This is a genomic window from Hymenobacter chitinivorans DSM 11115, from assembly GCF_002797555.1.
In the GTDB taxonomy this organism is placed as follows: domain Bacteria; phylum Bacteroidota; class Bacteroidia; order Cytophagales; family Hymenobacteraceae; genus Hymenobacter; species Hymenobacter chitinivorans.
Genome location: NZ_PGFA01000001.1, coordinates 1250201 through 1271913, shown reverse-complemented (window position 1 = coordinate 1271913; position 21713 = coordinate 1250201). Strand labels below are relative to the sequence as shown.

The following is a 21713-nucleotide window of genomic DNA, read 5'->3' as shown; positions in this document are numbered from 1 at the left end:
GCACAAAAGTACGGATTTGGGCGCGAGCTTTCACGAGGCAGCTTGCTGGCACCCCTACGAATCAGGCGCGTTTTTGTCTATCTTTGGCTGACGGGCCGCTCCGGTAGCCGCCCGTTTTGGCCTCGACTATACCTTACCTGCCTTACCTATGAAAAACCTCGCCTCCTTTTTCCTGGCTCTGGTGCTGGGAGCTGCCAGCTTCGGGGCCCGCGCCCAGGGCGTGATGACCTTCGAGAAAGACGCCCACGACTTCGGTAACGTGGCCGAGGGCACTATGGCCACCTACGAGTTCAAGTTTAAAAACACCGGCAACCAACCCATCGTCATTGCCAACGTGCAGGCCAGCTGCGGCTGCACCACCCCCGACTGGACCAAGACGCCGGTACTGCCCGGCAAGAGCGGCATCATCAAGGCCATGTACAGCAGCGCCGGCCGGCCCGGGATTTTTAACAAAACGGTAACCGTAACCAGCAACGCCACCACGCCCAGCACGGTGCTCAGCATCAAGGGCAACGTGCTGAACAAAGACCAGGTGAAGGCCACGCTGACCCCGGCCCAGCTGGCCCAGTCGCCCCGCCTGGTGCTGGACCGCGCCTCCCACGACTTCGGCAAGATTGAGGCCGGGCAGCAGCCCGTGGCCAAATTTACGGTGCGCAACACCGGCAAGCAGGATCTGCAGCTGGGCACCCTGACCTCATCGTGCAACTGCGTAGGCTACAAAGCCACCCCAGCGGCCATCAAGCCCGGGCAGAGCGCCACGGTGGAACTGATTTACGCCCAGCGCACCGTGGGCAATATGAGCGACGTGGTAACCATCGGCTCGAACGACCTTAACGGCGACACCAGGCTGACGCTGAAAGCCAACGTGGTGCGCGACCTGAACGCGGCCAGCATGGTCAAGGAAAGCGGCGTGGCCGTACCCTTCAAGTAGAACCGAATCTGTCGTCCTGAGACGCAGCCGAAGAGCCCTCCTCGGTTACCCCACTACGGGTTGTACCAACACGAAAAGCCCTTTACCGCACAATCGGTGAAGGGCTTTTTCGTGTTGCAGAAAGTTTGCTACTCAGGTGAGGAAGAGGCTTCACTGCGCTGCGCTCCGTTCGGGAGGAAAGTCGAGCAAAACGGTCCAAAACCGGAATAGCTGCAACCCGGCGGAACCTTCCTTGTCAATAGCCGCATTTTACACCCACGAAGCCGGCTTCTTTTGTATCTTTGCGGCCGTTTTCAGCTAGTATTTCTCCCTCCACCCACTCTTTAGCTCCTGCCATGATCATCGGCGTACCGAAAGAAATCAAAAACAACGAAAACCGTGTTGGCCTCACCCCCGCTGGCGTGGCTGAATTCCGCAAGCACGGCCACGACGTGTACGTGCAGGCTACGGCCGGCGAAGGCAGCGGTTTTCAGGATGCCGAGTACGAACAGGCCGGCGCTACCATCCTGCCCACCATTGCGGCCGTCTACGAAAAGGCCGAAATGATTGTGAAGGTAAAAGAGCCGATTAAGGAGGAATACAACCTGATCAAGGAAGGCCAGCTGCTGTTCACCTACTTCCACTTTGCCTCGGGCGAGGAGCTGACCCACGCCATGATTGAGCGCAAAGCCGTGTGCCTGGCCTACGAAACCGTGGAGCTGCCCTCGCGCGCCCTGCCCCTGCTCATCCCGATGAGCGAAGTAGCCGGCCGCATGGCGCCCCAGGAAGGCGCTAAGTACCTGGAGAAACCCCTGAAAGGCCGCGGCATTCTGCTCGGCGGCGTGCCCGGCGTGAAGCCCGCCCACGTGCTGGTGCTCGGCGGCGGTATCGTGGGTACCCAGGCCGCTAAAGTAGCCGCCGGCCTCGGCGCCCAGGTGACCATCATGGACATCAGCCTGAACCGTCTGCGCGAGCTCGACGACTTCATGCCCAAGAACGTGGTGACGCAGTACTCGAACGAGTACAACATCCGCGAAGCCATCAAAACCGCCGACCTCGTGGTGGGTGCCGTACTGATTCCCGGCGCCAAGGCCCCTCACCTCATCACCCGCGAAATGCTCAAGACCATGCGCCCCGGTACGGTGCTCGTGGACGTGGCCGTGGACCAGGGTGGCTGCATCGAGACCTGCGTGCCCACGACCCACGAAAACCCGACCTTCATCATCGACGACATCGTGCACTACTGCGTGGCCAACATGCCCGGCGCGGTGCCCTACACCTCGACCCTGGCTTTGACCAACGCCACGCTGCCCTACGCCGTGAAGCTGGCCAACCTGGGCTGGCAGGAAGCCTGCCGCCGCGACGCCTCGCTGCGCCTGGGCCTGAACGTGGTACACGGCGAAGTAGTGTACCCCGGCGTAGCCGAAGCCTGGAATCTGCCGCTGGTAAGCGTGGATACCGTGCTGGAAGGCGCTACGGCTTAAGCTTGTTCTTACCTGAAAAAAGCCTTCCTGACCTGACCGTCGGGAAGGCTTTTTTTCTGTAGCGCGACGCTCCAGCCTCGCGCTTCGTTGCACCAATTTCGGAGGCTCCCCGTTGAGATTCCGACGACTCAGGAAGCTGGAGCTTCGCGCTATTTTCATGAAAGGAATTCTGTATACCGGCTCCGAGCTGACCGATTTGGTAAGCTTTGCCCGCCTTCCCTCCTACTTGCAGGCGTTTTTGCGCGAGCAAAACGGCGTGGTAGCCTACTTCGGTGGGCTGCACCTGCGCGGCTGCGTACAAGAGCCGACCTGGCACGCCCTGCACACGGCCTGGCAGAGCGAAACGGCTTTCTGGCGCACCTACGCCCACGTACTGGAAACCGACATTCCCTTTGGCCAGGACTGCGTGGGCAACCAGTTCCTGCTGCGCGGCGACGCGGTGCTGTTTCTGGACACCGAAACCGGGGAGCTGGCTGATCTGGAAGTTGACTTCAAACATTTCCTATTTGGGGTCGAGAAGTTTCCCTTGGACGCCCTGGGCATGGAGCCGCTGCGCGCGTTTCAGCAGCGGGGCGGCAAGCTCGAGCCGGGCCAGTTGCTGAGCGTGGTGCCCCCCTTGTGCATCAAGTCGGAGGTGAAGCCGACGCTCAAGCCCGAGCCGGCGGCCGAGCGGCTGCGCTTTCTGGCCGGTTTCTACCAGCAGATCAAGGACTTGCCCGACGGCCAGAATATTCACCTCAAGCCCAGCCAGGACTAACGCCGTTGACTGCCCGCATGATTTCCCCGCTGTTGCGTTTGATGCTGCGCCGCCTGCTGCTGCTCATGGGTGCCTACGTATTGCTGCGCCTGGGCTTTTACTGGGCCAACCGGGCAGCTTTTCAGGAGGCTGGCACCGAGCAGGTACTCTGGGCGTTCTGGCACGGCTTCCGGTTCGATATTTCGGCTATTCTGCTCCAGAACGTGCCGTTTCTGCTGCTCTCCCTGGTCCCAGCTTTCGGCCGGGGCTGGCAACGGTTTCTGCGCGGGGTGTACCTGGTGCTGAATGCTCCGGCCCTGGCCGTGAACATCATCGACAGCGTCTACTTCAAATTCATCGGGCGCCGCACCTCCGATGAGCTCTTTACCATTACCGGCGACATCGAGCGGCAGGCCGGGCAGCTGGTGGGCCACTACTGGTTTCTGCTGCTGCCCTTCGGCGCGCTGTTTGGGCTTTTGTGGTACTTCTACCCCCTGCCCACGGCCCGGGACGCCGAATTTTACGCCCGGGAGCCGCGCACCATCCGCCGCTTTGGCCGCGTGGTCCTGGAAGTGGTGCTGTTGGCCGCCTTTACCGTGCTCGGCATCCGGGGCGGACTGCAGCTCAAGCCCCTGCGCACCGGCCACGCCTTTATGCAAACCTCGCCGCCCATTCTGGGCCACGTGGCGCTGAACAGCACGTTCACGTTCCAGAAAAGCTTTGGCTACGAGCCCGTGGAGCGGCGCAACTACTTCGCCACGCCGGCCGCGCTGCAGCAGGCCCTGGCCGTGCATAAGCCCAAGCCGCGGCCCGGAGCCCCGCGCGACAACGTGGTAATTCTGCTTATCGAAAGCTTTGCCTCCGAGTACAACGGCATTGAAAACGGCGGAAAAGGCTACACGCCGTTCTTTGACTCCCTGGCTACCCAAGGCCTGCTGTTTCGGGACCATTACGCCAACGGCCGCCGCTCCATTGAGTCGTTGCCGGCGGTGCTGGCGGGCCTGCCGGGTTTGATGGAAAGCCCGTTCATCACCTCCAACTTTCAGACCGACGAGCTGCACGGCCTGGGCGAGCTGCTGGGCCGCCACGGCTACTCGACTTCCGTCTTTCACGGGGCCGAGAATGGCACCATGGGCTTTAATACCTTCAGCGGCATTGCCGGCATGCAGCGCTACTACGGCCTAAATGAATACCCCGGCGGCGCCAAAAGCCCCGATTACGACGGCCACTGGGGCATTTTCGACGAGCCCTATCTGCAGTATTTTGCCCAACAGCTAGGCCAGCAGAAGGAGCCGTTTTTGTCTACCGTCTTTACCCTGACTTCGCACGAGCCGTTTCCGGTGCCAGCCAAGTACAAGGGCAAGTTCGCGCCCGGCGAGCTGCCGATTCACGCCTCCATTGGCTACACTGACTTTGCCCTGCGCCAATTTTTTAAGGCCGCCAGTAAGCAGCCCTGGTTCAACCGCACGCTGTTCATCATCCTGGCCGACCACACTTCCCAAACCCTGCGCCCGGAGTACCAAAACGTGCTGGGCTCGTTCAAAACGCCGCTGCTGCTCTACCACCCCGGCGGCCCGCTGCCGGCTGCCGACGTGCACCGCATCACCCAGCAGGCCGACGTAACGCCCACCGTCATCGACTACCTGGGCATTCCGGCCGACAAGCAGCTGCTGCCTTTCGGCTACTCGGTGTTCGACTCGACTACTACCGGCCGGGCCATTTTCCTGCGCGACAATTCCCATTTCCTCGTGCACCGCGACTTTGTGACCGAGCTGACGGCCACCAACCAGCTGCGGCTCTATCCCTACCTTACCCACAGCATGCCCGCCGAGCCCATCAGGAACCCGGACCCGCAGAAGCTCAAGCAGTACGGCGACGAGCTCAAAGCCTGCCTGCAGCTCTTTACCAACGGCTTGCTCGACAACTCCCTCTACCGTACTCAGTAAGCCAGCCTCATTCGGCACCGGGCCCGGCCAGGGCCAGCAGCTCCAGGGCCTCGGCGTAGGTCGGGATAAACGACAAGGCCTGGTTGGTGCGGTTCACCGAGTGCACCCGCCAGCAGTAGTGCTGCACGCCGTTGGTGACCAGTAGCAGCGGGGCCCCGATGGTTTGGTTGTAGGTCCCGATCTGCATGGCTACGGCGCTGGTCAGGGGCACCGATGGCCGCTTGCACTCCACCAGCAGCAGGGGCTTGCCCGTGGCGTCGAAGGCGCAGAGGTCGGTGCGCTTCTGGCGCTTGTTGTAAGCGTGACCCCGCTCGAGGCTGAGCAGACTTTTGGGATAGCCCAGGTGGTCAATCAGATAATGCACCACGTGCTGGCGCACCCATTCCTCGGGCGTCAGCACCACCTGTTTGCGGCGCAGAATATCCCAGATTAGCAAATTTTCGCCGGATTGGGTAACTTTGTACTCGAAAGGCGGCAGATTCAGTTCTTGCATCACCTACAAAGGTACGGCCCGGAGCCTCTGCTACAGCTTTTCATCCGGGTACCGTCGTACAGTTGTTCGACGGTTTTTTTGTACCCGAGCGGTGAGGTGGTGAAATGGTGAAATAGTGAGTTGCAGTTGAATTTGCGCCACTAAAACATCAACTCACCATTTCACCACCTCACCATTTCACCATATTCCTCCCATATGAAAACCAAAGCCGACATTGTCGAGAACTGGCTGCCCCGCTACACCGGCGTGCCCCTGAACGAGTTTGGCCAGTATATTCTGCTGACCAACTTTATCAACTACGTCACGATGTTCGCCGAGCAGTTCGGCGTTGAAATCCGGGGTATCGACAAACCCATGCAGACGGCCACGGCCAACAACATCACCATCATCAACTTCGGCATGGGCTCCCCCATGGCCGCTACCGTGATGGACTTGCTGGGGGCCATTAAGCCCAAAGCGGCGCTGTTTTTGGGCAAGTGCGGCGGGTTGAAAAACAAGACCAAGCTCGGGGATTTGATCCTGCCCATCGCCGCCATCCGGGGCGAGGGTACTTCCGATGACTACCTGCCGGCCGAAATTCCGGCTCTCCCCTCCTTCCGTTTGCAGCGGGCCGTGTCGTCGATGATTAAAAAGCACGAGAAAGACTACTGGACCGGCACGGTGTACACCACCAACCGCCGCGTGTGGGAGCACGACGAGAACTTTAAGGACTACCTGCGCCAGATCCGGGCCATGGCCGTGGACATGGAAACGGCCACGATTTTCACCGTGGGCTTCGTCAATGAAATTCCCCACGGCGCCCTGCTGCTGGTATCCGACAACCCGATGACGCCCGAGGGCGTGAAAACTTCGGAAAGTGACAAAAAGGTAACCTCCGACTACGTGACTTCTCACCTGCAAATCGGCATTGATTCGCTGATTGAGCTGCAGAATTCGGGCGAATCGGTGAAGCACATGCGCTTTGAGTAGTAGAAATACTCTATTTTCTATCTTGGGTTAAGTCCGCACAAATCCCCGGTACCGTAGGCACGGTACCGGGGATTTTTCGTAATCTGCGGCTTCAAATCCGCTTCTTCTCCCTTCTTTCCCGCACAGACTCGTTCCGATTATGGCCCTATTCTCTACCGCGTATCTGGAAATTACCTACGATGCCGACCGGCACGTGCTGGTGGCGAAATGGCTGCGCGGGGTGATGCCCTTCGAACTGCACCGCGGCTACCACGCCCTGCTCGAAGCGGCCGTTGAGCACGACTGCCGCTTCTGGCTGCTCGACGTGCGCCGCCGCGCCGGCATCGACTCGGCCGACATTCTCTGGACCCTCAACGACTTTCTGCCCCTGGTGCAGCCCCGCCTGAAGCGCACCACCTACCTGGCCTTCCTGATGCTGCCCCACCACCTGGCCGGCGACCTGTCGGATGGCCGCGTGCCCGACTCGGCGTACTACGACAACCGCCCCTACCGCAACGAGCGGTTTACGGACGCAGAGCCGGCCCTGGAGTGGTTGCAGCACTGCCAGAAGCACGAAACCGTGGCCCGCTAACGACTAGGCGGGAACGGCGGCCGGTGCGTACCTTCGCCGCATGACTTCCATTCGCCGCCTCGCGCTGCTGCTGCCCCTGCTGGGCGCGGTGGCCACCTCCTGCTCCACCTCCTCCCGCCAGCCCGCCGATTTGCTGGTTTACAACGCTACGGTTTATACCGTGGACTCCGCTTTTACCAAAGCTCAGGCCTTTGCCGTGCAGGACGGCAAGTTTGTGGCCGTGGGCTCGGCCGACGAGCTGCGCCAGAAGTTTCAGGCCACGCAGGAAGTCGATGCGCAGGGTCAGTTCGTGTACCCGGGCTTCTACGACGCCCACTGCCACTTCTACCGCTACGCCCTGGGCCTGCGCGACGCCAACCTGGTGGGCACCACTTCCTGGGACGACGTGCTGCAAAAGCTCCGGCAGCACCGGCAGCAGTACCCGCAGGCCGCCTGGCTCACCGGCCGCGGCTGGGACCAGAACGACTGGCCCACCAAGCAGTTCCCGACTAAAGACGAGCTGGACCGGCTGTTTCCCGACGTACCGGTGTTCCTGACCCGGGTCGACGGACACGCGGCCCTGGTCAACCAGAAAGCCCTGGACTTGGCCGGCGTCACGGCCGCTACGCCCATCAGCGGGGGCACGATTACGCGGGATGCCCAGGGCAAGCTTACGGGCTTGCTGGTAGATAATGCTACTCGACTGGTTAGCGCCAAGATTCCGGAGCCGACGCCCGCCGAGGCCGACGCCGCCCTGCTGCAGGCCCAGCAGCTGTGCGTGGCCGTGGGCCTCACCAGCCTTGCCGACGCCGGCCTCGACAAAGCCAATATCGACCGGATGGCAGCCCTGCAGCAGCAGAACAAGCTTAAGCTGCGCCTCTACGCCATGCTCAACCCGACGGCCGCCAACAAGGAGTTCTACTTCAAGAACGGCCCCGTGTTCCAGGACCGCCTCACGGTAACGTCCTTTAAAGTGTACGCCGACGGGGCCCTGGGCTCCCGCGGGGCCTGCCTGGTGGAGCCCTACGCCGACCGGCCCAAGGAAACGGGCTTTCTGCTGTCAACTGAGAAAGAATACCGGCAGTTGGCCAAGGACATTGCCGCCAGCAAGTTCCAGATGAACACCCACGCCATCGGCGACTCGGCCAACCGCATCATTCTCAACATCTACGGCGAGGCTTTGAAGGGCCAGAAAGACCGGCGCTGGCGCATCGAGCACGCCCAGGTCATCACCCCGGCCGACATGCCCAAGTTCGGGCAGTTTGGCATCGTGCCCTCGGTGCAGCCCACGCACGCTACGTCGGATATGTACTGGGCCGGCGGGCGGCTGGGTAAGGAGCGCCTGAAAACCGCCTACGCCTACCAGGAGCTGCGCAAGCAGTACGGCCAGGTGGCCCTGGGCTCCGATTTCCCCGTGGAAGACATCAATCCGCTCTTCGGCTTCCACTCGGCCGTGGCCCGGCAGGATGCCAAGAACTACCCCAGCGGCGGCTTTCAGATGGAAAACGCCCTAAGCCGCCCCGACGCCCTGCGCGGCATGACCACCTGGGCCGCCCACGCCGCCTTCGAGGATAAGCAGAAAGGCAGCATCACGCCCGGCATGGCCGCCGACTTCGTCATTCTCAACAAGGACCTGCTGCAAGCCCCCGCCACCGAGCTGCGCGGCGCCCAGGTGCAACAAACCTGGATTGGCGGTGAACAGGTGTATAAAAGGTAATGTGCTCAAGTGCTAATGTGAGCAATGTGCTATGTTTAATGTGGTTGAATATGGGAAATGAGAATAATGTGTCATTGCCAGGAAGCATGATATTGCGCGCTTCAAGCGGCGTCAATCCGTCCTCTGAAATGTACTCCGCCCTTTAAAGTGAAAGCCCTTTATCGAACTACCGATAAAGGGCTTTCTAGTAAAAGAACGAGTCGTACTGCGCAGAGGAAGGATGGCTTCGGCTATGCCTCGCAAGGACACATTCGCCCCCATTCAACCACATTTAACACATTCCTCACATTAGCACATTAACCATTAGCACATTACTTCGCCGGGCCTTCGTCGGCGGAGCTGCCGTAGATGGCGGGCACGGGAATGTCGAGCAGGCGCAGGTAGACGCTGAGCTGGCCGCGGTGGTGAATCAGGTGGTTCAGGACCAGGGTGCGGGCCACGGCGGCGCGGGGCAGCTGCATGATGGTTTGCTCGCCGCGGCGCATGGTCCACAGGGCATGGAAGGTTTCGTCATCCACGTCGCCGAGGGCCTTGTGCAGGTTCTCGCCGTTGAGGTCGAAGCGGCGCAGCACCTCGTCGGTATCGGTCGGCGACGGGGGCGCCTGCCGGGTCAGCATGTCGGTTTCGGGGCCCTGCAATGACATTTCCAGGAAGCCGACCAGGTTGGCCATGTGGGAAGCCAGGGTGCCCAGCTTCATGGACTTGGGGTGGGGCTGCCAGCCAAACTGCTCGGTGGGCACCCGCTCGAGCAGGCGGCGGGTGAGCAGCAGTTCGCGCTTGAGCTCCTGGCTCAGGGCGGCTTGCAGGGAAGGTTGGGTGGTGGCTGTCGACATACGCGTGGGGGTTTGGTGAGCGTGAGAAGTGAACTGATAAGTGAAACGCCGGCTAAAAGTTATTCCTCTCCCCTCTTTTGCACGCAAAAGCCCTGCACAGCGGCAGGGCTTTCGACAAAGTTACTTCACCGAAGCGGGCATGCCCACGTTGGGCGTGGCCGGCGGGGGGGCCAGCGTAGCATCGGCGTCCGGGGAGCCTTCCCGCAGCTTACGGCCTCGTAGCTGCAGCAGGAATATCAGTCCCAGAACGAAGAATACAATCAGGGCCAGGATGCTATAGCGCATATTGCCGTCCATAAGCTGGGATATACCGCCGAATACGATTAGCCCGATGACGATACCAACCTTCTCGGTCACGTCGAAGAAGCTGAAGTAGGCCGCCGAGTTAGGCGTATTCTCGGGAATAATCTTGGAATACGTGGAGCGCGACAAGCTCTGGACCGCCCCCATCGTCAGGCCAATGATGGCGGCCAGCAGGTAGAAGCTCCAACCAGCCTGCACGTAGTAGCCGGCTATACAAATCAGCATCCAGATAAACACGGCCCAGCTCAGGGCCCGGGTGTTGCCGATACGCTCCGAAAGCTTGGCAAACAGATAAGCACCCAGGATGCCGACAATCTGGAGCAGCAGAATGGTAATGATGAGCGACTTGCTATCCAGGTGCAGCTCTTCGTCGCCGAAGAGAGTAGCCACGTACATCACCGTTTGAACACCCATGTTGTAGGTGAAGTACGCCAGCAGGAAGCGCTTCAGATTAGGCTGCTTCTTGGTTTCTTCCCACACCTTGCCTAGCTCCCGGAAGCCGTTGAGCAGCCAGCCCGACTCGACGGCCGCCCCGGCGGGACGGCCCCGGTCGGCGGGCAGGGTAAAGAAGGGAATCTGGGCGAAACCAGCCCACCAGATGCCCGTGAGCAGGAAACTGTAGCGGGTAGCCTCGCCAGCCGTCAGCCCAAACATAGGCGTGCCCGACAGCGTGGGGCCCTGAATCAGCATCAGGCACAGGATCAGCAGCAGCACCGACCCGATATAGCCCATGGAGAACCCCCGGGCCGACAACGAGTCGAACTTTTCCTCCGAGGAAATATCCGGCAGGTAAGAGTTGTAAAACACAATGGAGCCGGAGAAGCCTACCGTCGCCATAATAAAGACAAACACGCTGATGGTGAACGTGCTGGGCTCGAAGAAGTAGAGTCCGGCGCAGGACAAGGCGCCGATGTAGCAGAAGATTTGCAGGAAGAGCTTCTTCCGGCCTGAGAAGTCGGCCAGGGCAGTGAGCAGGGGGCTAATCAGGGCAATGATGAGGAAGGCCGCCGATACGGAATAGTTCTGCAGGGAAGTGCCCGGAACGTGCATGCCCAGAAACTCAACCGGCGTTTTGCCGCTGTCAGTATTCGTAACGGCTTTTACCATAGAGCCCCAGTAAATAGGGAAGATGGAGCTGGTAATCACCAGCGGATACACCGAGTTGGCCCAGTCGTAGAAGGTCCAGCCGCGGGTAATGCGCTTGTCGTCCTTGGGAATAGCGGAGAAGGAAGCATCGGGCGCGGCGGCCGGAGCAGAGGAAACGGTCGTCATGAAAGCTAGGGGTTGGCGGTGTGGTGCTGGGCAAGATAACGGGAATTCCGGGGTGTCGTTGCCGAGCTTGCCGTTTAATGCCGGGCGAGGTGGCCCGGCCCCAAAAATAACGGGCCTGCCGGGATGCAAACTCTCAGGGGCTTTCTTTCGTGACATAGGTATGTCACCGAGGTGACATACCTATGTCACGGGCATGACATCAGGATGTCACGGTAGCCTTCTGCCGGGAGCTGTAGCAAAGCAGTAGCGCGAACTTTGTAGTTCGCGTACCAGAACGACCCTCGGCAGGGCGACTTGTTCTGGCACGCGAACTACAAAGTTCGCGCTACGGTAGTGGCGGGCCAGTAAGCTCTAGGCTCCCTTGCGCGAGGACGCTTTGACCTTGGTATTGGCCAATACGGTAGATACCCGCCGCAGGTCGGCGCCCTGCATAGCCGAGGCGAAGAGCTTACCGGGGCGGAATACCACCTTCACGTTGTCGATGAGGGCGGAGTTAAACTCCTTTTCGGAGGCGGCCCCCTGGCCTTGCAGGCTCACGGAGAAGGAGCCGAAGTCGCCGAAGCGCACGATGCGGCCGGCGGCCAGCTCCCGGGGCACGGTCTGGAAAAAGGCTTCGAGCACGGCCATCACGTCGACGGTGCTCACGGTACTCATCTCATTAATGCGGCCGGCCATGTCGCGCACACTGGTGTCGCCCTGGGAGCGGGCCACGGGATAAAACTTTTTAGCCTCGTTGGGCTTGGCGGGGTTGCCGCGCTCGGCCAGGGAATATTCGATAGGCATACTAGAATGGGTTAAGGATGAGGAAGTAATATAGTGGAGCTTGTTAACAAACTCGTTGTATTATGCTCTTTATTTTCAAATATTTATAATACCTATACAAGGCCGCCCGCACGCTGTAGAGACGCAACTTTGCGTCTCCTCGTTGAACGATTTTAGAACGATTACCTGTAAAAACGGCCCTAGCGGCGCGGACGATGAGACGCAAATATGCGTCTCTACAGCGTGCGGGCGGCGGCTAGTAGAGCCGCGTACTGCTCTGGCGTGTCCACGTCCACGGCGGCTTCGGCGAAGGGCACGGCGGCAACTAGCTCGGGGAAGCGGCGCAGCAGCTGAGCAGCCCCGGCGGCCGGGGGCAGGGCGCGCAGCATGGGCAGGGCGGCCTGGGCAAACAACACCGGTACGCCCCGCACCCCGTCGTACTCGGTGGCCACGATGGGCTGGCCGGTAGCGGTGTGCGTGGCGTGGAGCTGCCGCAGTAACTCGGGCGTCACGTGGGGCTGGTCGCAGAGCAGAATCGTGACGGAAAGCAACGGGCTGGCCGTTTCCAGGGCGCTCAGGCCGCAGTGCAGCGAGGCGCCCATGCCCTGCTCCCACTCCGGGCAGCGCACCGCCTGCACCGACAAGCCGGCTAGCTCGGGCAGCAGCTCCTCGTGCAAAGCCCCGGTCACGACGACGACCGGGGCGCCCTGGGCGGCGGCTACGGCGGTTTCGGCGGCCCGGCGCAGCAGGGTTTGGCCCTGGTAGGGCAAGAGCTGCTTGGGCCGGCCCAGGCGGGTGGAGGCGCCGGCGGCCAACACCAGCAGGGCGGGCCGGGGCAAACCGGCGGGCAGGGCTAGAGGCTGCACGAGGGGTCGGCGGCGCCTTCCACCACCAGCGGGGCGTTGGAATGCAGGGGCGGGTGAATCGGGTGGGGCGAGTCGCGCAGGAAGCCCGCGGGCCGCCCGGCCAGCACCGCCTGGATTTCGGCCACGATGGAGAGGGCAATTTCCTCGGGCGTTTCGGCGCCCAGGTTCAGGCCAATCGGGCTGTAGAGCCGGCCCCGGAGCTGGGCGGCGGCATCGGGCACGTCCTGCTCAAGGTCTTCCAGCAGCCGGTCGTACTTCTTGCGCGGGCCCAGCAAGCCGATGTAGCGGGTGGGGGCGGGCAGCAAGTGGCGCAGCACGGCCAAATCGTAGTAATAGTTGTGGGTCATGAGTAGGGCAAAGCTGCCGTCGTGCGGCTCGTCCGGCACCTGGGCCAGGGGTAGTACCCGCACGGCTTCGGCCTCGGGAAAGCGCGAAGCCTGGGCCTGGTTGGGCCGCCCATCCACGACCTGCACCCGCCAGCCCAGGCCGGCGGCCAGGCGCACCAGTGGCTGCACGTCGTTGCCGGCCCCGTACACGGTCAGGCGCACCGGGGGCCGCAGCAGCTCCAGACTCACCCGCACCGTGCCGGCCGGGGCGGGGTAGTGCCGGGTGGCGGGCTGTCCGGCGGCCAAAGCCGCCCGGGCATCGGTCAGAATAGCGTCGTACAGCTCCGAATCGGCGGGCAGACTTCCTTCTACGCTTCCCTCAGCGGTAAGCAGCAGCCGCTCGCCCATTTGAGCCGCCGCCCCGGTACCGGCCATGCTGAACACGGTGGCCACCACGGCGGGGGCCGCCACGCCCTGGGCCCAGCGCCGCAGCAGCTCCAGGGGGTTGTCGGGGTTGGCGAAGTCGAGCGGTTCGAGCAGAATCTGTACTACGCCCTGGCAGCCCAGGGCGGCCCCGAACTGCAGGTCGTCGTCGGGGTCGGTGGAGTCGTAGGTTACCACCGTGGGGCGGCCCTGCTGTATGGTTTGCCGGGCCCGGCGGCGGGCGTCGCCTTCGAGGCAGCCCCCACTGATGGCCCCGGTCAGCTGGCCTTCCTCCGTCACGAGCATGCGGGCCCCGGGTCGGCGGTAGGCCGAGCCGGCCACGTCCACCACCGAGGCCAGGGCGCAGGCCCGCCCGGCGGCGCGGTGCTCATCGTAGGCAAGAATCAGGCGTTGTAATTCAGTCATTGCAAATAAGGCGTAGCAGCTAGGTAGTACGCAGCCGAAGCCGCTGAGGGTACGTGGGCAGTGGTTAGGGCTAAGGTGCTAGGAAGCTTAGGTGTTAGGGTTAGAAAGCTTAGGTATCGGGACTAGGAAGCTAGTTCCCCTCCTTCCTTCAAGGAGGGGTGCCCGAAGGGCGGGGTGGTCTAATCGTTGAACGTCCTAAAAGAACATCACAAAAAGAACGTCATGCTGAGCTTGCCGAAGCATCTCTACCGCAATGGTAATTAGTTATTGTAGCAACGAAGCGGTAGAGATGCTTCGACTTCGCTCAGCATGACAACGACATCGTTCAACGATTGAACCACCCCTAGCCCCTCCTCATCTGAGGAGGGAACTAGCCTTCTAGTCCTGATTTCTAACTCCCCTGCCGCTTAGCTTCTGGTAAAACACCCTAAACGGCCAGGCTGTTCATCACCTTATCCGGGGTAATGGGCAGGCTGCGAATCCGCTTGCCGGTGGCGTGAAATACGGCGTTGGCCACGGCGGCGGCCACGCCCACCATCGATATTTCCCCGATGCCCTTCACGCCCATAGCATTAATATACGGGTCGTGCTCCTCAATGAACTCCACGGTCATGTTGGGAATGTCGGCGTTGACCGGAATGTGGTACTCGCCCAGGCTGGCGTTGGTGTAGCGGGCCAGGTTCGGGTCACGGAAGGTTTCCTCCATCAGGGCCGCGCCGATGCCGAAGATGCTGCCGCCGATAATCTGGCTGCGGGCCGTCTTGGCATTCAGAATCCGGCCGGCCGCGTGCACGCTCACCCAGCGCGTGACGCGCACGGTGCCCACCTCGGGGTCGACGCGCACCTCGCAGAAGTGGGCGCCAAACGAGTGCATGGAGTGGCCGGCCATATCGTCCTGGTGGCCGGAGTCGGCGGGCCCGGCCGCCAGGCCCGACTCGTAGCCGGCCCCGTACTTGCCATTACCCATGCCCTCGATGTCGGCCATTTCGTTGCGCTTCATCAGGGCCATGAAGTCCTCCCCTTTCGTCTTGTCGGCCTTGAGCACCAGGCGGTTCTTGTCCACCACCACGTCGGCCGGCTTGGCCCGGTACAGCGGCGACTTTTTATCCTGAGTCGCCAGCTTGGTCAGCTTCTGCCACACGTCCTGGGCCGCCATGTAGATAGACGACGACACGGTGCCGGCCGCCACCGAGCCGCCCGAGTTGGGAGCCGTGGGCAGGTTGGTGTCGCCCAGCTCAAAGCGGACTTTATCGGGCGCCAGGCCCAGCGAATCGGCCGCTACCTGGGTCATGACGGTGTAGGTGCCCGTGCCTAGGTCGGTAGCCCCGGTTTGCACCACGGCGTGGCCGTCGGCGTAGAGGCGCACCCGGGCCGTGCCCTGGTTGTTGTGCACCGGGTAAGAGGCCGTAGCCATGCCGTAGCCCACCAGGTAGCGCCCGTCGCGGGTGGCACCGGCCTTGGGGTTGCGCTTGCTCCAGCCGAAGAGCTCGGCGCCGCGGGCGTAGCACTGCTTCAGGCTTTTGCTGCTCCAGGGCTTGCCGTTGCTGGGGTCCTTGTCGGCGTAGTTCAGCAGCCGGACCTGGAGCGGGTCGAGACCGAGCTGGGCGGCCAGGTCGTCCATCGAGCACTCAATGGCGAAGGAACCCGGGGCCTCGCCGGGGGCCCGGGTAAAGGTGCTGGTCATCACGTTGGCCCGCCCCAGCTGGTAGGTCGATTCGAAGGCGGGACAGGCGTAGAGCAGGTTGATGATGCGGCTGTTGGGCTCGGCGTAGTTGTCCCAGGGTGAGGTCGTGGAGGTCTTCTCGTGGATCAGGGCCGTGAGCTTGCCGTCCCGGGTGGCACCCAGCTTGAGGGTCTGATGCTGGTCTTCGCGGTGGCCCATGCTGGTAAACTGCTGGGGCCGGGTGAGCGAGAGGCGCACGGGCCGGCCCACGGCCTTGGCGGCCTGCACCGTCAGGATGGTGTGGGGCCAGGTGGAGCCCTTGCAGCCGAAGCCGCCGCCGAGGTACTTGGTTATCACCCGCACCTGCTCGGTGGGCAGGCCCAGCATGGTGCTCAGCGCCTTTTGGGTGCGGGTCACGCCCTGGGTCGACTCGTAGACCGTCACCCGGTCGGGGCCTTCCCACACGGCGGTGGTGGCCCCGGGCTCCATGGGGTTGTGGTGGTTGATGGCATGCTCGTAGGTAGCGGTGAGTTGCACGGGCGAGGCGGCAAAGGCTTCCTGGGGGTTGCCGCGGCGGGTGTGGCCGGGCGTTTTGCCGTCCTGCACCTTCTCGGGGTCAAAGAGCTTGGCCTGGGGGTCCAGAAACGAGGTAAAGGGCTTTTCCACCGCGTACTGCACCTTCACCAGGGAAGCCGCGTGCACGGCCCGATCGTAGGTATCGGCCACGACCAAGGCTACGGGTTGCCCGGCGTAGTGCACCTGGTCGGAAGTGAGCGGCAGAAAGCCCATGGGCGCCCCAATGGCCTTTTTGCCTTCCGGGTCGTTGGGCGTCTTGGCCAGCTTGGGCAGGTTCAGGTGGGTCAGGATGGCAATAACGCCGGGCTCCTTGGCCGCCGCGCTGGTGTCGATGCTCTGGATTTTGCCCCGGGCAATTTCACTGGTCCGCAGCACGCCGTAGGTCAGGCCCGGCAGCTTATACTCGGCCGAGTACTTGGCCTGCCCGGTCACCTTGGCAAAGCCGTCGACCCTGTCGAGCGGCTGGCCCACTACCCCACCCGTACCGGGCCCGTTGGTTTCGAAGAAAGCTGGTTCGTTATCCATAGATACTGGGGTGTAAAGGCGCGGATTCGCGTCTCAATCGTAACTGACGCTGTACTAACCGGGTCGTTTATTTGTAAGTCGTTCATTAATAGCAACGCCAATTCGCGCCCCTATTCGCAGTTATCAAGCAACCAGCTCCTGCAGGGCCTGCACCAGGGTTTTCTGGGCCATTTCCACCTTGAAGCGGTTGTGCTCCCGGGGCTGGGCCCCGCGCACGGCCAGGGCGGCAGCGGCCCGGAAGTTCTCCTCCGTCGCAGCCTTCCCAACCAACAGCTTTTCCGCCTCCTGGGCCCGCCAGGGTTTGGTGCCCACGCCGCCCAGGGCAATCCGGGCCGCCCGGATGGTGCCGCCCTGCACGTCGAGCCCCACCGCCGCCGATACCAGGGCAAAGGCGTAGGAGGCCCGGTCGCGCACCTTCACGTAGTGCGACTTGCGGGCGTGGGCCGCGGCGGGAATGGTCACGGCCACGATAAGCTCGTCGGCCTCGATGATGGTTTCGCGCTGGGGCGTGGTGCCGGGCAGCAGGTGAAACTCGAGCAGCGGCACCCGGCGCTGCTTGCCCTTGGCGTTTTCGAGCACCACCACCGCGTCCAGAGCGACCAGGGCCACGGCCAGGTCGCCGGGGTTGGTGGCAATGCAGGCGTCACTGGTGCCCAGAATGGCCAGGTTGCGGTTGTCGCCGGTTTGGGCGGGGCAGCCCGAGCCGGGGTTGCGCTTGTTGCAGGGAAAGGCCGGGTCGCGAAAGTAGCCGCAGCGGGTGCGCTGCAGCAGATTGCCGCCAATGCTGGCCATGTTGCGCAGTTGGGGCGAGGCGCTCAGCAGCAACGCCTGGGAAACCGCCGGGTACTGCTGCACCACCAGCGCGTTTTCGCCCACGTCGCTCATCCGCTCCATAGCCCCGATGCGCAGCCCGTCACTGGTCTCCTGAATCCCCGTGAAGGGCAGCATATTGATGTCGACCAGCTGCGGATGCTGCTCCACGTTGGCCTTCATCAGGTCGAGCAGCGTGGTGCCGCCGGCAATAAAGGCCACGTCTGGTTTATCCTTGCGAATTCCACTGGCCTCTTTGGCAGTCGAGGCTTGAGTATAGCTAAAGTTATTCATTTGGTTGAGAGCTTAGAAGAGAGAACTCAGAACTTAGAAGCAAATAAGAAGAGCAGAACTTCTCAGTTCTAAGCTCTTGGTTCTGAGCTCTAACTCTTGCCTGCTACCTCGCGCACGGCGGCTACGATGTTGGGGTAGGCGCCGCAGCGGCAGAGGTTGCCGCTCATCCATTCCCGGGTCTGGTCGTCGGTGGTGGCGTGGCCTTCCCGCACGCAGGCCACGCCCGACATAATCTGGCCGGGGGTGCAGTAGCCGCACTGAAATCCGTCGTGCTTGATGAAGGCGGCCTGCATCGGGTGCAGCTCCTCGCCTTTCGCCAGGCCTTCGATGGTGGTTATTTCCTTACCCTGGTTCATGATGGCCAGGGTCAGGCAGGAGTTGACGCGGCGGCCGTCCACGAGCACCGTGCAGGCCCCGCACTGCCCATGGTCACAGCCTTTCTTGGTGCCGGTCAGGTCCAGATTTTCGCGCAGGGCGTCAAGCAGGCTCACCCGGGGCTCAGCTTGCAGGGTGCGGACCGTGCCGTTCACTTTCAGGCTCATGCTGGTCACGCCTTCCACCGTTTTGGAAAACTTCGTGAGCCGCTCAGCCTGGCTGAGCAGCGGCGGGGCCAGGGCTAACCCCAGAATGCCGCCGGCCTGCTTGATAAAGGAGCGGCGGGTGCCGTCTTCCGGGGTAGCGGCTGAATCAGCCGTAAGATCTTGACTCATAACAAACCTACATTCGAATGACCAACGGGATACATATACACGGTAGCAGGCGCACCACCACCAAGGCTCGGCACGACAAGAAACGCCTCATACAAGGCTCCGAATCAGCAGTACTTCGTTACGCTAACCACCAACTGCACGGCAGGTTTGCAGCCGCCTTCGTTTCGGCGCTGCGGCCTGCCCTACTCCAACCGGTAGCTTACGCCAGGGTACGGCTCAGGTTACGAACTCCGCAGTAAAAGCCCTAGCGGCTTGCTCACTTTGGCCGGCGGCAACTCCCTGCTGTCCAGCTAGCCTGAATAAAGCAAAAAGGGGCGCAGCTGCTCGCTACGCCCCTTTATCAGGCCTTACTGGGTATTTAAACGCCCGGCGGCAGCTCCGAAGAATCGGCGTACACCACCAGCGGCTTATGAGTAAACGGATTGATAATGATGCGCATCGAGAGGCCAAATACTTCCTCCAGCGTCTGCTCGTCCAGCTCACCGGGGTGAGGCAAGGTGCGGTGCACCCGGCCCTGGCGAATGAACACGAGCTTGTCGGCGTAGGCCAGGGCCAGGTTGATATCGTGGAGCACGGCCACCACAATGGTCTGCTGCCGGGAAAAGTCGCGGGCAATCTGCAGCAGCTGGTGCTGGTAGCGCAAGTCGAGGCTGGAGACGGGCTCATCGAGCAGTAGCACCCGGGTGCCGTGCGCGGGGGCTTCCCAGATCTGGGCCAGCACCCGGGCCATCTGCACCTTCTGCGCCTCGCCGCCCGACAACGTGGAATAGTCCCGGTCGGCGAAGTCGCTCATGCCCAGCTGGGCCAGGGTGAGGCGGGCAATATCCTGGTCCTGGGCCGAGGGGCTGCGCTGAAAGTGCGGGTAGCGGCCCATCAGCACCACGTCGGCCACGCTGAGCGGGAAGGCCAGCTGGATTTCCTGGGACAGCACCGCCCGGGACTTGGCCAGCTCGGCCGCCGAAAACGTGCTCAGCGGCTTGTCGTGGTAGAGGACCCGGCCCGCCGAGGGTTGGTACAACCCGGCTAGCAGGCGCAGCAAAGTCGTTTTGCCCGCCCCGTTGGGCCCCATGAGCACCGTAAACTCGCCCGGGCGGCATTCCACCGAAGCTTCGCTCAGCAGCACCTTATCCTGTACCCGGAAGCTGACGTTATCGGCTTTAAGCATAAAATCCGCCCCGCTGGTTGAGTTGCTGGTAGTGGGAAAGCATCCACAGAAAGACTGGCGCCCCGATAAAGGCCGTCAGCACGCCAATGGGCAGCTCGGCCGGGGCAATAATGGTGCGGGCCACGGTGTCGGAAATTATCATCAGAATGGCGCCCAGCAGGCTGGAGCCCAGAATCAGCAGGCGGTTGTCGGCAAAGCGCACCAGCCGCAGCAGGTGGGGCACCACCAGGCCCACAAACCCGATGACGCCGACGGTAGACGTAGCCACGGCCACCAGCAAGGTGTTGAGCAGCAGAATCCGGGTTTGGAGCTGCCGGGTGTTCACGCCCAGGTATTGGGCTTCGTTTTCGCCGAGCTGCAGGGCATTCAGCGCCTTGGCGAAGCGCAGGGCCAGCCCCACTCCTACTACCGTCACGGTAAGGACCATATAAAACGAGGGCCAGTCGGCGCTGCTGAAGCTGCCCAGGTTCCAGAAGGTGATGGAGCGGGCCTGCGGGTCGCGGGCAATGTAGGCCAGAAAGCCCGTGCCGCCGGCCGCCAGGGCATTGACGGCAATACCAGCCAGCAGCATCGAGGCCACCGTAACCCGGCCCTGCACCCGCGAGAGGCGGTAGACGAGGCCGGTAGCGGCCAAAGCGCCCACAAAGGCGGCCGCCGGCAGCACGAAATTGCCCAGGAAGGTCGAATTCACCCAGCTCATCGAAGCGCCGAGCACGAAAATAACGGCCGCGCCCAGCGCCGCCCCGGCGGAAGTGCCAATCAGCCCCGGCTCCACGATGGGGTTGCGGAACAAGGCCTGCATCAGGGTGCCGGATACCGACAACGCCGCGCCCACCACGGCGCAGAGCAGCACCCGCGGCAGGCGAATCTGGAAGAACACGCCCTCGTGCAGGGCCGCCGTGGGGTCGGTGCTGGCGGCGCTTAGGCCCACGCTCTGGGCCAGGTAGCCCCCGATTTCGCCGAAAGTCAGCACCACCGCGCCCAGCCGAGCCGACACGATGATGCAGACTACCAGCAGGGCCAGCAGCAGCCCAAAGTACGCCCGGACCCGGCCCGCGCTCAGCCTCACAGCTGGGGTGCGGGCTGGTGAATCAGCTCCATGAGGTGCAGCACGTTCTTGCCCGTGCGCGGCCCGAGGTACACCATATCGTGCTCCTCGACGCGGTAGATACGGTTGTTCTTGGCCGCCGGCGTCAGGGCCACGCCGGGCAGGGTCTTGAACTTCTCCAAACCGCCCATCCGGTCGTAGCCGAAGTCAGTGGCCAGGATTACGTCGGGCTGGGCGGCAGCAATCAGCTCGGGGCTGATGGGCTTCATGCCTTCGGTAGCGTCGATGGAATTGACGCCCCCGGCCCACTCCAGCATCTGGGTGCCCGTGCTTTTCTGGCCCATGGCCAGGTAAATGTTTTTCTGCAGGCCGTAGTGAATGATAACCACCTTCACGGGCTGGTCGCCAAACTGCTTGCGCTTCTCGGCGGCCGTGGCCATGTCGGCCGTCAGCTGCTGGGCCAGGCTGTCGGCGGCTTTGCGCCGGCCGAACCCGTCGCCGAGCTGCTGGAGCAGTTGGCAGGCCTCCTCGATGGTCTTGGTTTGCTTGAACTCCTTGATGGGAATTCCCACTTTTTGAAGCTGGGTCATGACGGCCGCCGGGGCCACGTTGCCGTCGGAATACACCACGGTGGGCTTCAAGGACACAATGCCTTCGGAGTTGAGCAACCGGTGGTAGCCCACGGTGGGCAGCTTTTTGGCCTCGGCCGGGAACGTGCTGCTCAAATCCACGCCCACGAGCTTGTCGCCGGCGCCGAGGGCAAAAATCATTTCCGTGAGCTGCTTCGACACCGACACAATCCGCTCCTTGCCCGGGGCGTCGGCGGCAGTTTTATCTTCGTTGCGGAACCGGTTGCAGGCCACCGAAGCCAACAACAGGGTTGCGTACAGGACTTTTTTCATTGCT

19 protein-coding genes are annotated in these 21713 nt (G+C 62.4%); 7 read left to right on the top strand and 12 right to left on the bottom strand.

The genetic code is table 11. The features are described 5' to 3' along the window. Positions 1 to 148: 148 nt before the first annotated feature. The 4 genes from CLV45_RS05280 (at position 149) to CLV45_RS05265 (ending at position 5076) form a co-directional block, all read left to right on the top strand. The gene (locus CLV45_RS05280) at positions 149 to 931 is read left to right on the top strand and encodes a DUF1573 domain-containing protein (protein ID WP_100335340.1); all 783 of its coding nucleotides are present in this window, start codon (positions 149 to 151) and stop codon (positions 929 to 931) included. A gap of 335 nt (positions 932 to 1266) precedes the next feature. Further along, complete coding sequence (gene ald / locus CLV45_RS05275) at positions 1267 to 2394, top strand: alanine dehydrogenase (RefSeq protein ID WP_100335339.1); 1128 nt, start codon at positions 1267 to 1269, stop codon at positions 2392 to 2394. Positions 2395 to 2551: 157 nt separating this feature from the next. Next, positions 2552 to 3151 carry an SMI1/KNR4 family protein gene (locus tag CLV45_RS05270; RefSeq protein WP_100335338.1) on the top strand — a complete coding sequence of 200 codons (600 nt, stop codon included), beginning with the start codon at positions 2552 to 2554 and terminating at the stop codon, positions 3149 to 3151. A 17-nt stretch (positions 3152 to 3168) separates the two neighbouring features. After that, positions 3169 to 5076, top strand: a complete 1908-nt coding sequence (locus CLV45_RS05265; RefSeq protein WP_100335337.1) for an LTA synthase family protein — start codon at positions 3169 to 3171, stop codon at positions 5074 to 5076. Between the two features lie 7 nt (positions 5077 to 5083). Here CLV45_RS05265 and CLV45_RS05260 read toward each other — a convergent pair whose 3' ends face one another. Next, complete coding sequence (locus CLV45_RS05260; RefSeq protein WP_100335336.1) at positions 5084 to 5569, bottom strand: type I restriction enzyme HsdR N-terminal domain-containing protein; 486 nt, start codon at positions 5567 to 5569, stop codon at positions 5084 to 5086. A gap of 195 nt (positions 5570 to 5764) precedes the next feature. On the opposite strand from CLV45_RS05260, the gene CLV45_RS05255 reads away from it, so the two are divergent. The 3 genes from CLV45_RS05255 to CLV45_RS05245 all read left to right on the top strand — a co-directional run bounded on the left by CLV45_RS05255 (position 5765) and on the right by CLV45_RS05245 (position 8805). Beyond that, the gene (locus tag CLV45_RS05255) at positions 5765 to 6538 is read left to right on the top strand and encodes an AMP nucleosidase (protein ID WP_100335335.1); all 774 of its coding nucleotides are present in this window, start codon (positions 5765 to 5767) and stop codon (positions 6536 to 6538) included. A gap of 139 nt (positions 6539 to 6677) precedes the next feature. Beyond that, positions 6678 to 7109, top strand: a complete 432-nt coding sequence (locus tag CLV45_RS05250) for a hypothetical protein (RefSeq protein ID WP_100335334.1) — start codon at positions 6678 to 6680, stop codon at positions 7107 to 7109. Between the two features lie 40 nt (positions 7110 to 7149). Further along, a complete protein-coding gene (locus CLV45_RS05245) occupies positions 7150 to 8805 on the top strand; it encodes an amidohydrolase (protein ID WP_100335333.1) in 1656 nt (551 codons plus the stop codon). Positions 8806 to 9116: 311 nt separating this feature from the next. Here the strand turns inward: CLV45_RS05245 and CLV45_RS05240 are convergent, their stop codons facing one another. The 11 genes from CLV45_RS05240 to CLV45_RS05190 all read right to left on the bottom strand — a co-directional run bounded on the left by CLV45_RS05240 (position 9117) and on the right by CLV45_RS05190 (position 21709). Then, positions 9117 to 9638, bottom strand: coding sequence for a DinB family protein (locus tag CLV45_RS05240; RefSeq protein ID WP_100335332.1), 522 nt, complete (start codon positions 9636 to 9638; stop codon positions 9117 to 9119). Positions 9639 to 9758: 120 nt separating this feature from the next. Continuing rightward, a complete protein-coding gene (locus CLV45_RS05235) occupies positions 9759 to 11213 on the bottom strand; it encodes an MFS transporter (RefSeq protein WP_100335331.1) in 1455 nt (484 codons plus the stop codon). Between the two features lie 351 nt (positions 11214 to 11564). After that, positions 11565 to 11996, bottom strand: a complete 432-nt coding sequence (locus CLV45_RS05230) for an HU family DNA-binding protein (protein WP_100335330.1) — start codon at positions 11994 to 11996, stop codon at positions 11565 to 11567. Positions 11997 to 12211: 215 nt separating this feature from the next. Then, positions 12212 to 12841, bottom strand: coding sequence for a nucleotidyltransferase family protein (locus tag CLV45_RS05225; RefSeq protein WP_211289904.1), 630 nt, complete (start codon positions 12839 to 12841; stop codon positions 12212 to 12214). After that, on the bottom strand, positions 12829 to 14016 hold the full coding sequence (locus CLV45_RS05220; RefSeq protein WP_100335329.1) for an XdhC family protein: 1188 nt from the start codon (positions 14014 to 14016) through the stop codon (positions 12829 to 12831). The genes CLV45_RS05225 and CLV45_RS05220 overlap by 13 nt, the downstream gene beginning before the upstream one ends. A gap of 427 nt (positions 14017 to 14443) precedes the next feature. Further along, a complete protein-coding gene (locus tag CLV45_RS05215) occupies positions 14444 to 16780 on the bottom strand; it encodes a xanthine dehydrogenase family protein molybdopterin-binding subunit (RefSeq protein WP_100335328.1) in 2337 nt (778 codons plus the stop codon). 123 nt (positions 16781 to 16903) lie between these two features. Beyond that, entirely contained in the window at positions 16904 to 17884 is a 981-nt protein-coding gene (locus CLV45_RS05210; RefSeq protein ID WP_100335327.1) for an FAD binding domain-containing protein, read from the bottom strand. 89 nt (positions 17885 to 17973) lie between these two features. Then, positions 17974 to 18594 carry a (2Fe-2S)-binding protein gene (locus CLV45_RS05205; protein WP_100335326.1) on the bottom strand — a complete coding sequence of 207 codons (621 nt, stop codon included), beginning with the start codon at positions 18592 to 18594 and terminating at the stop codon, positions 17974 to 17976. 358 nt (positions 18595 to 18952) lie between these two features. After that, positions 18953 to 19759 carry a heme ABC transporter ATP-binding protein gene (locus tag CLV45_RS05200; protein ID WP_100335325.1) on the bottom strand — a complete coding sequence of 269 codons (807 nt, stop codon included), beginning with the start codon at positions 19757 to 19759 and terminating at the stop codon, positions 18953 to 18955. Further along, positions 19752 to 20828, bottom strand: coding sequence for a FecCD family ABC transporter permease (locus CLV45_RS05195; protein WP_100335324.1), 1077 nt, complete (start codon positions 20826 to 20828; stop codon positions 19752 to 19754). The genes CLV45_RS05200 and CLV45_RS05195 overlap by 8 nt, the downstream gene beginning before the upstream one ends. Then, entirely contained in the window at positions 20825 to 21709 is an 885-nt protein-coding gene (locus tag CLV45_RS05190) for a heme/hemin ABC transporter substrate-binding protein (protein ID WP_100335323.1), read from the bottom strand. Before CLV45_RS05190 ends, CLV45_RS05195 begins: the two co-directional genes overlap by 4 nt. Positions 21710 to 21713 lie beyond the last annotated feature (4 nt).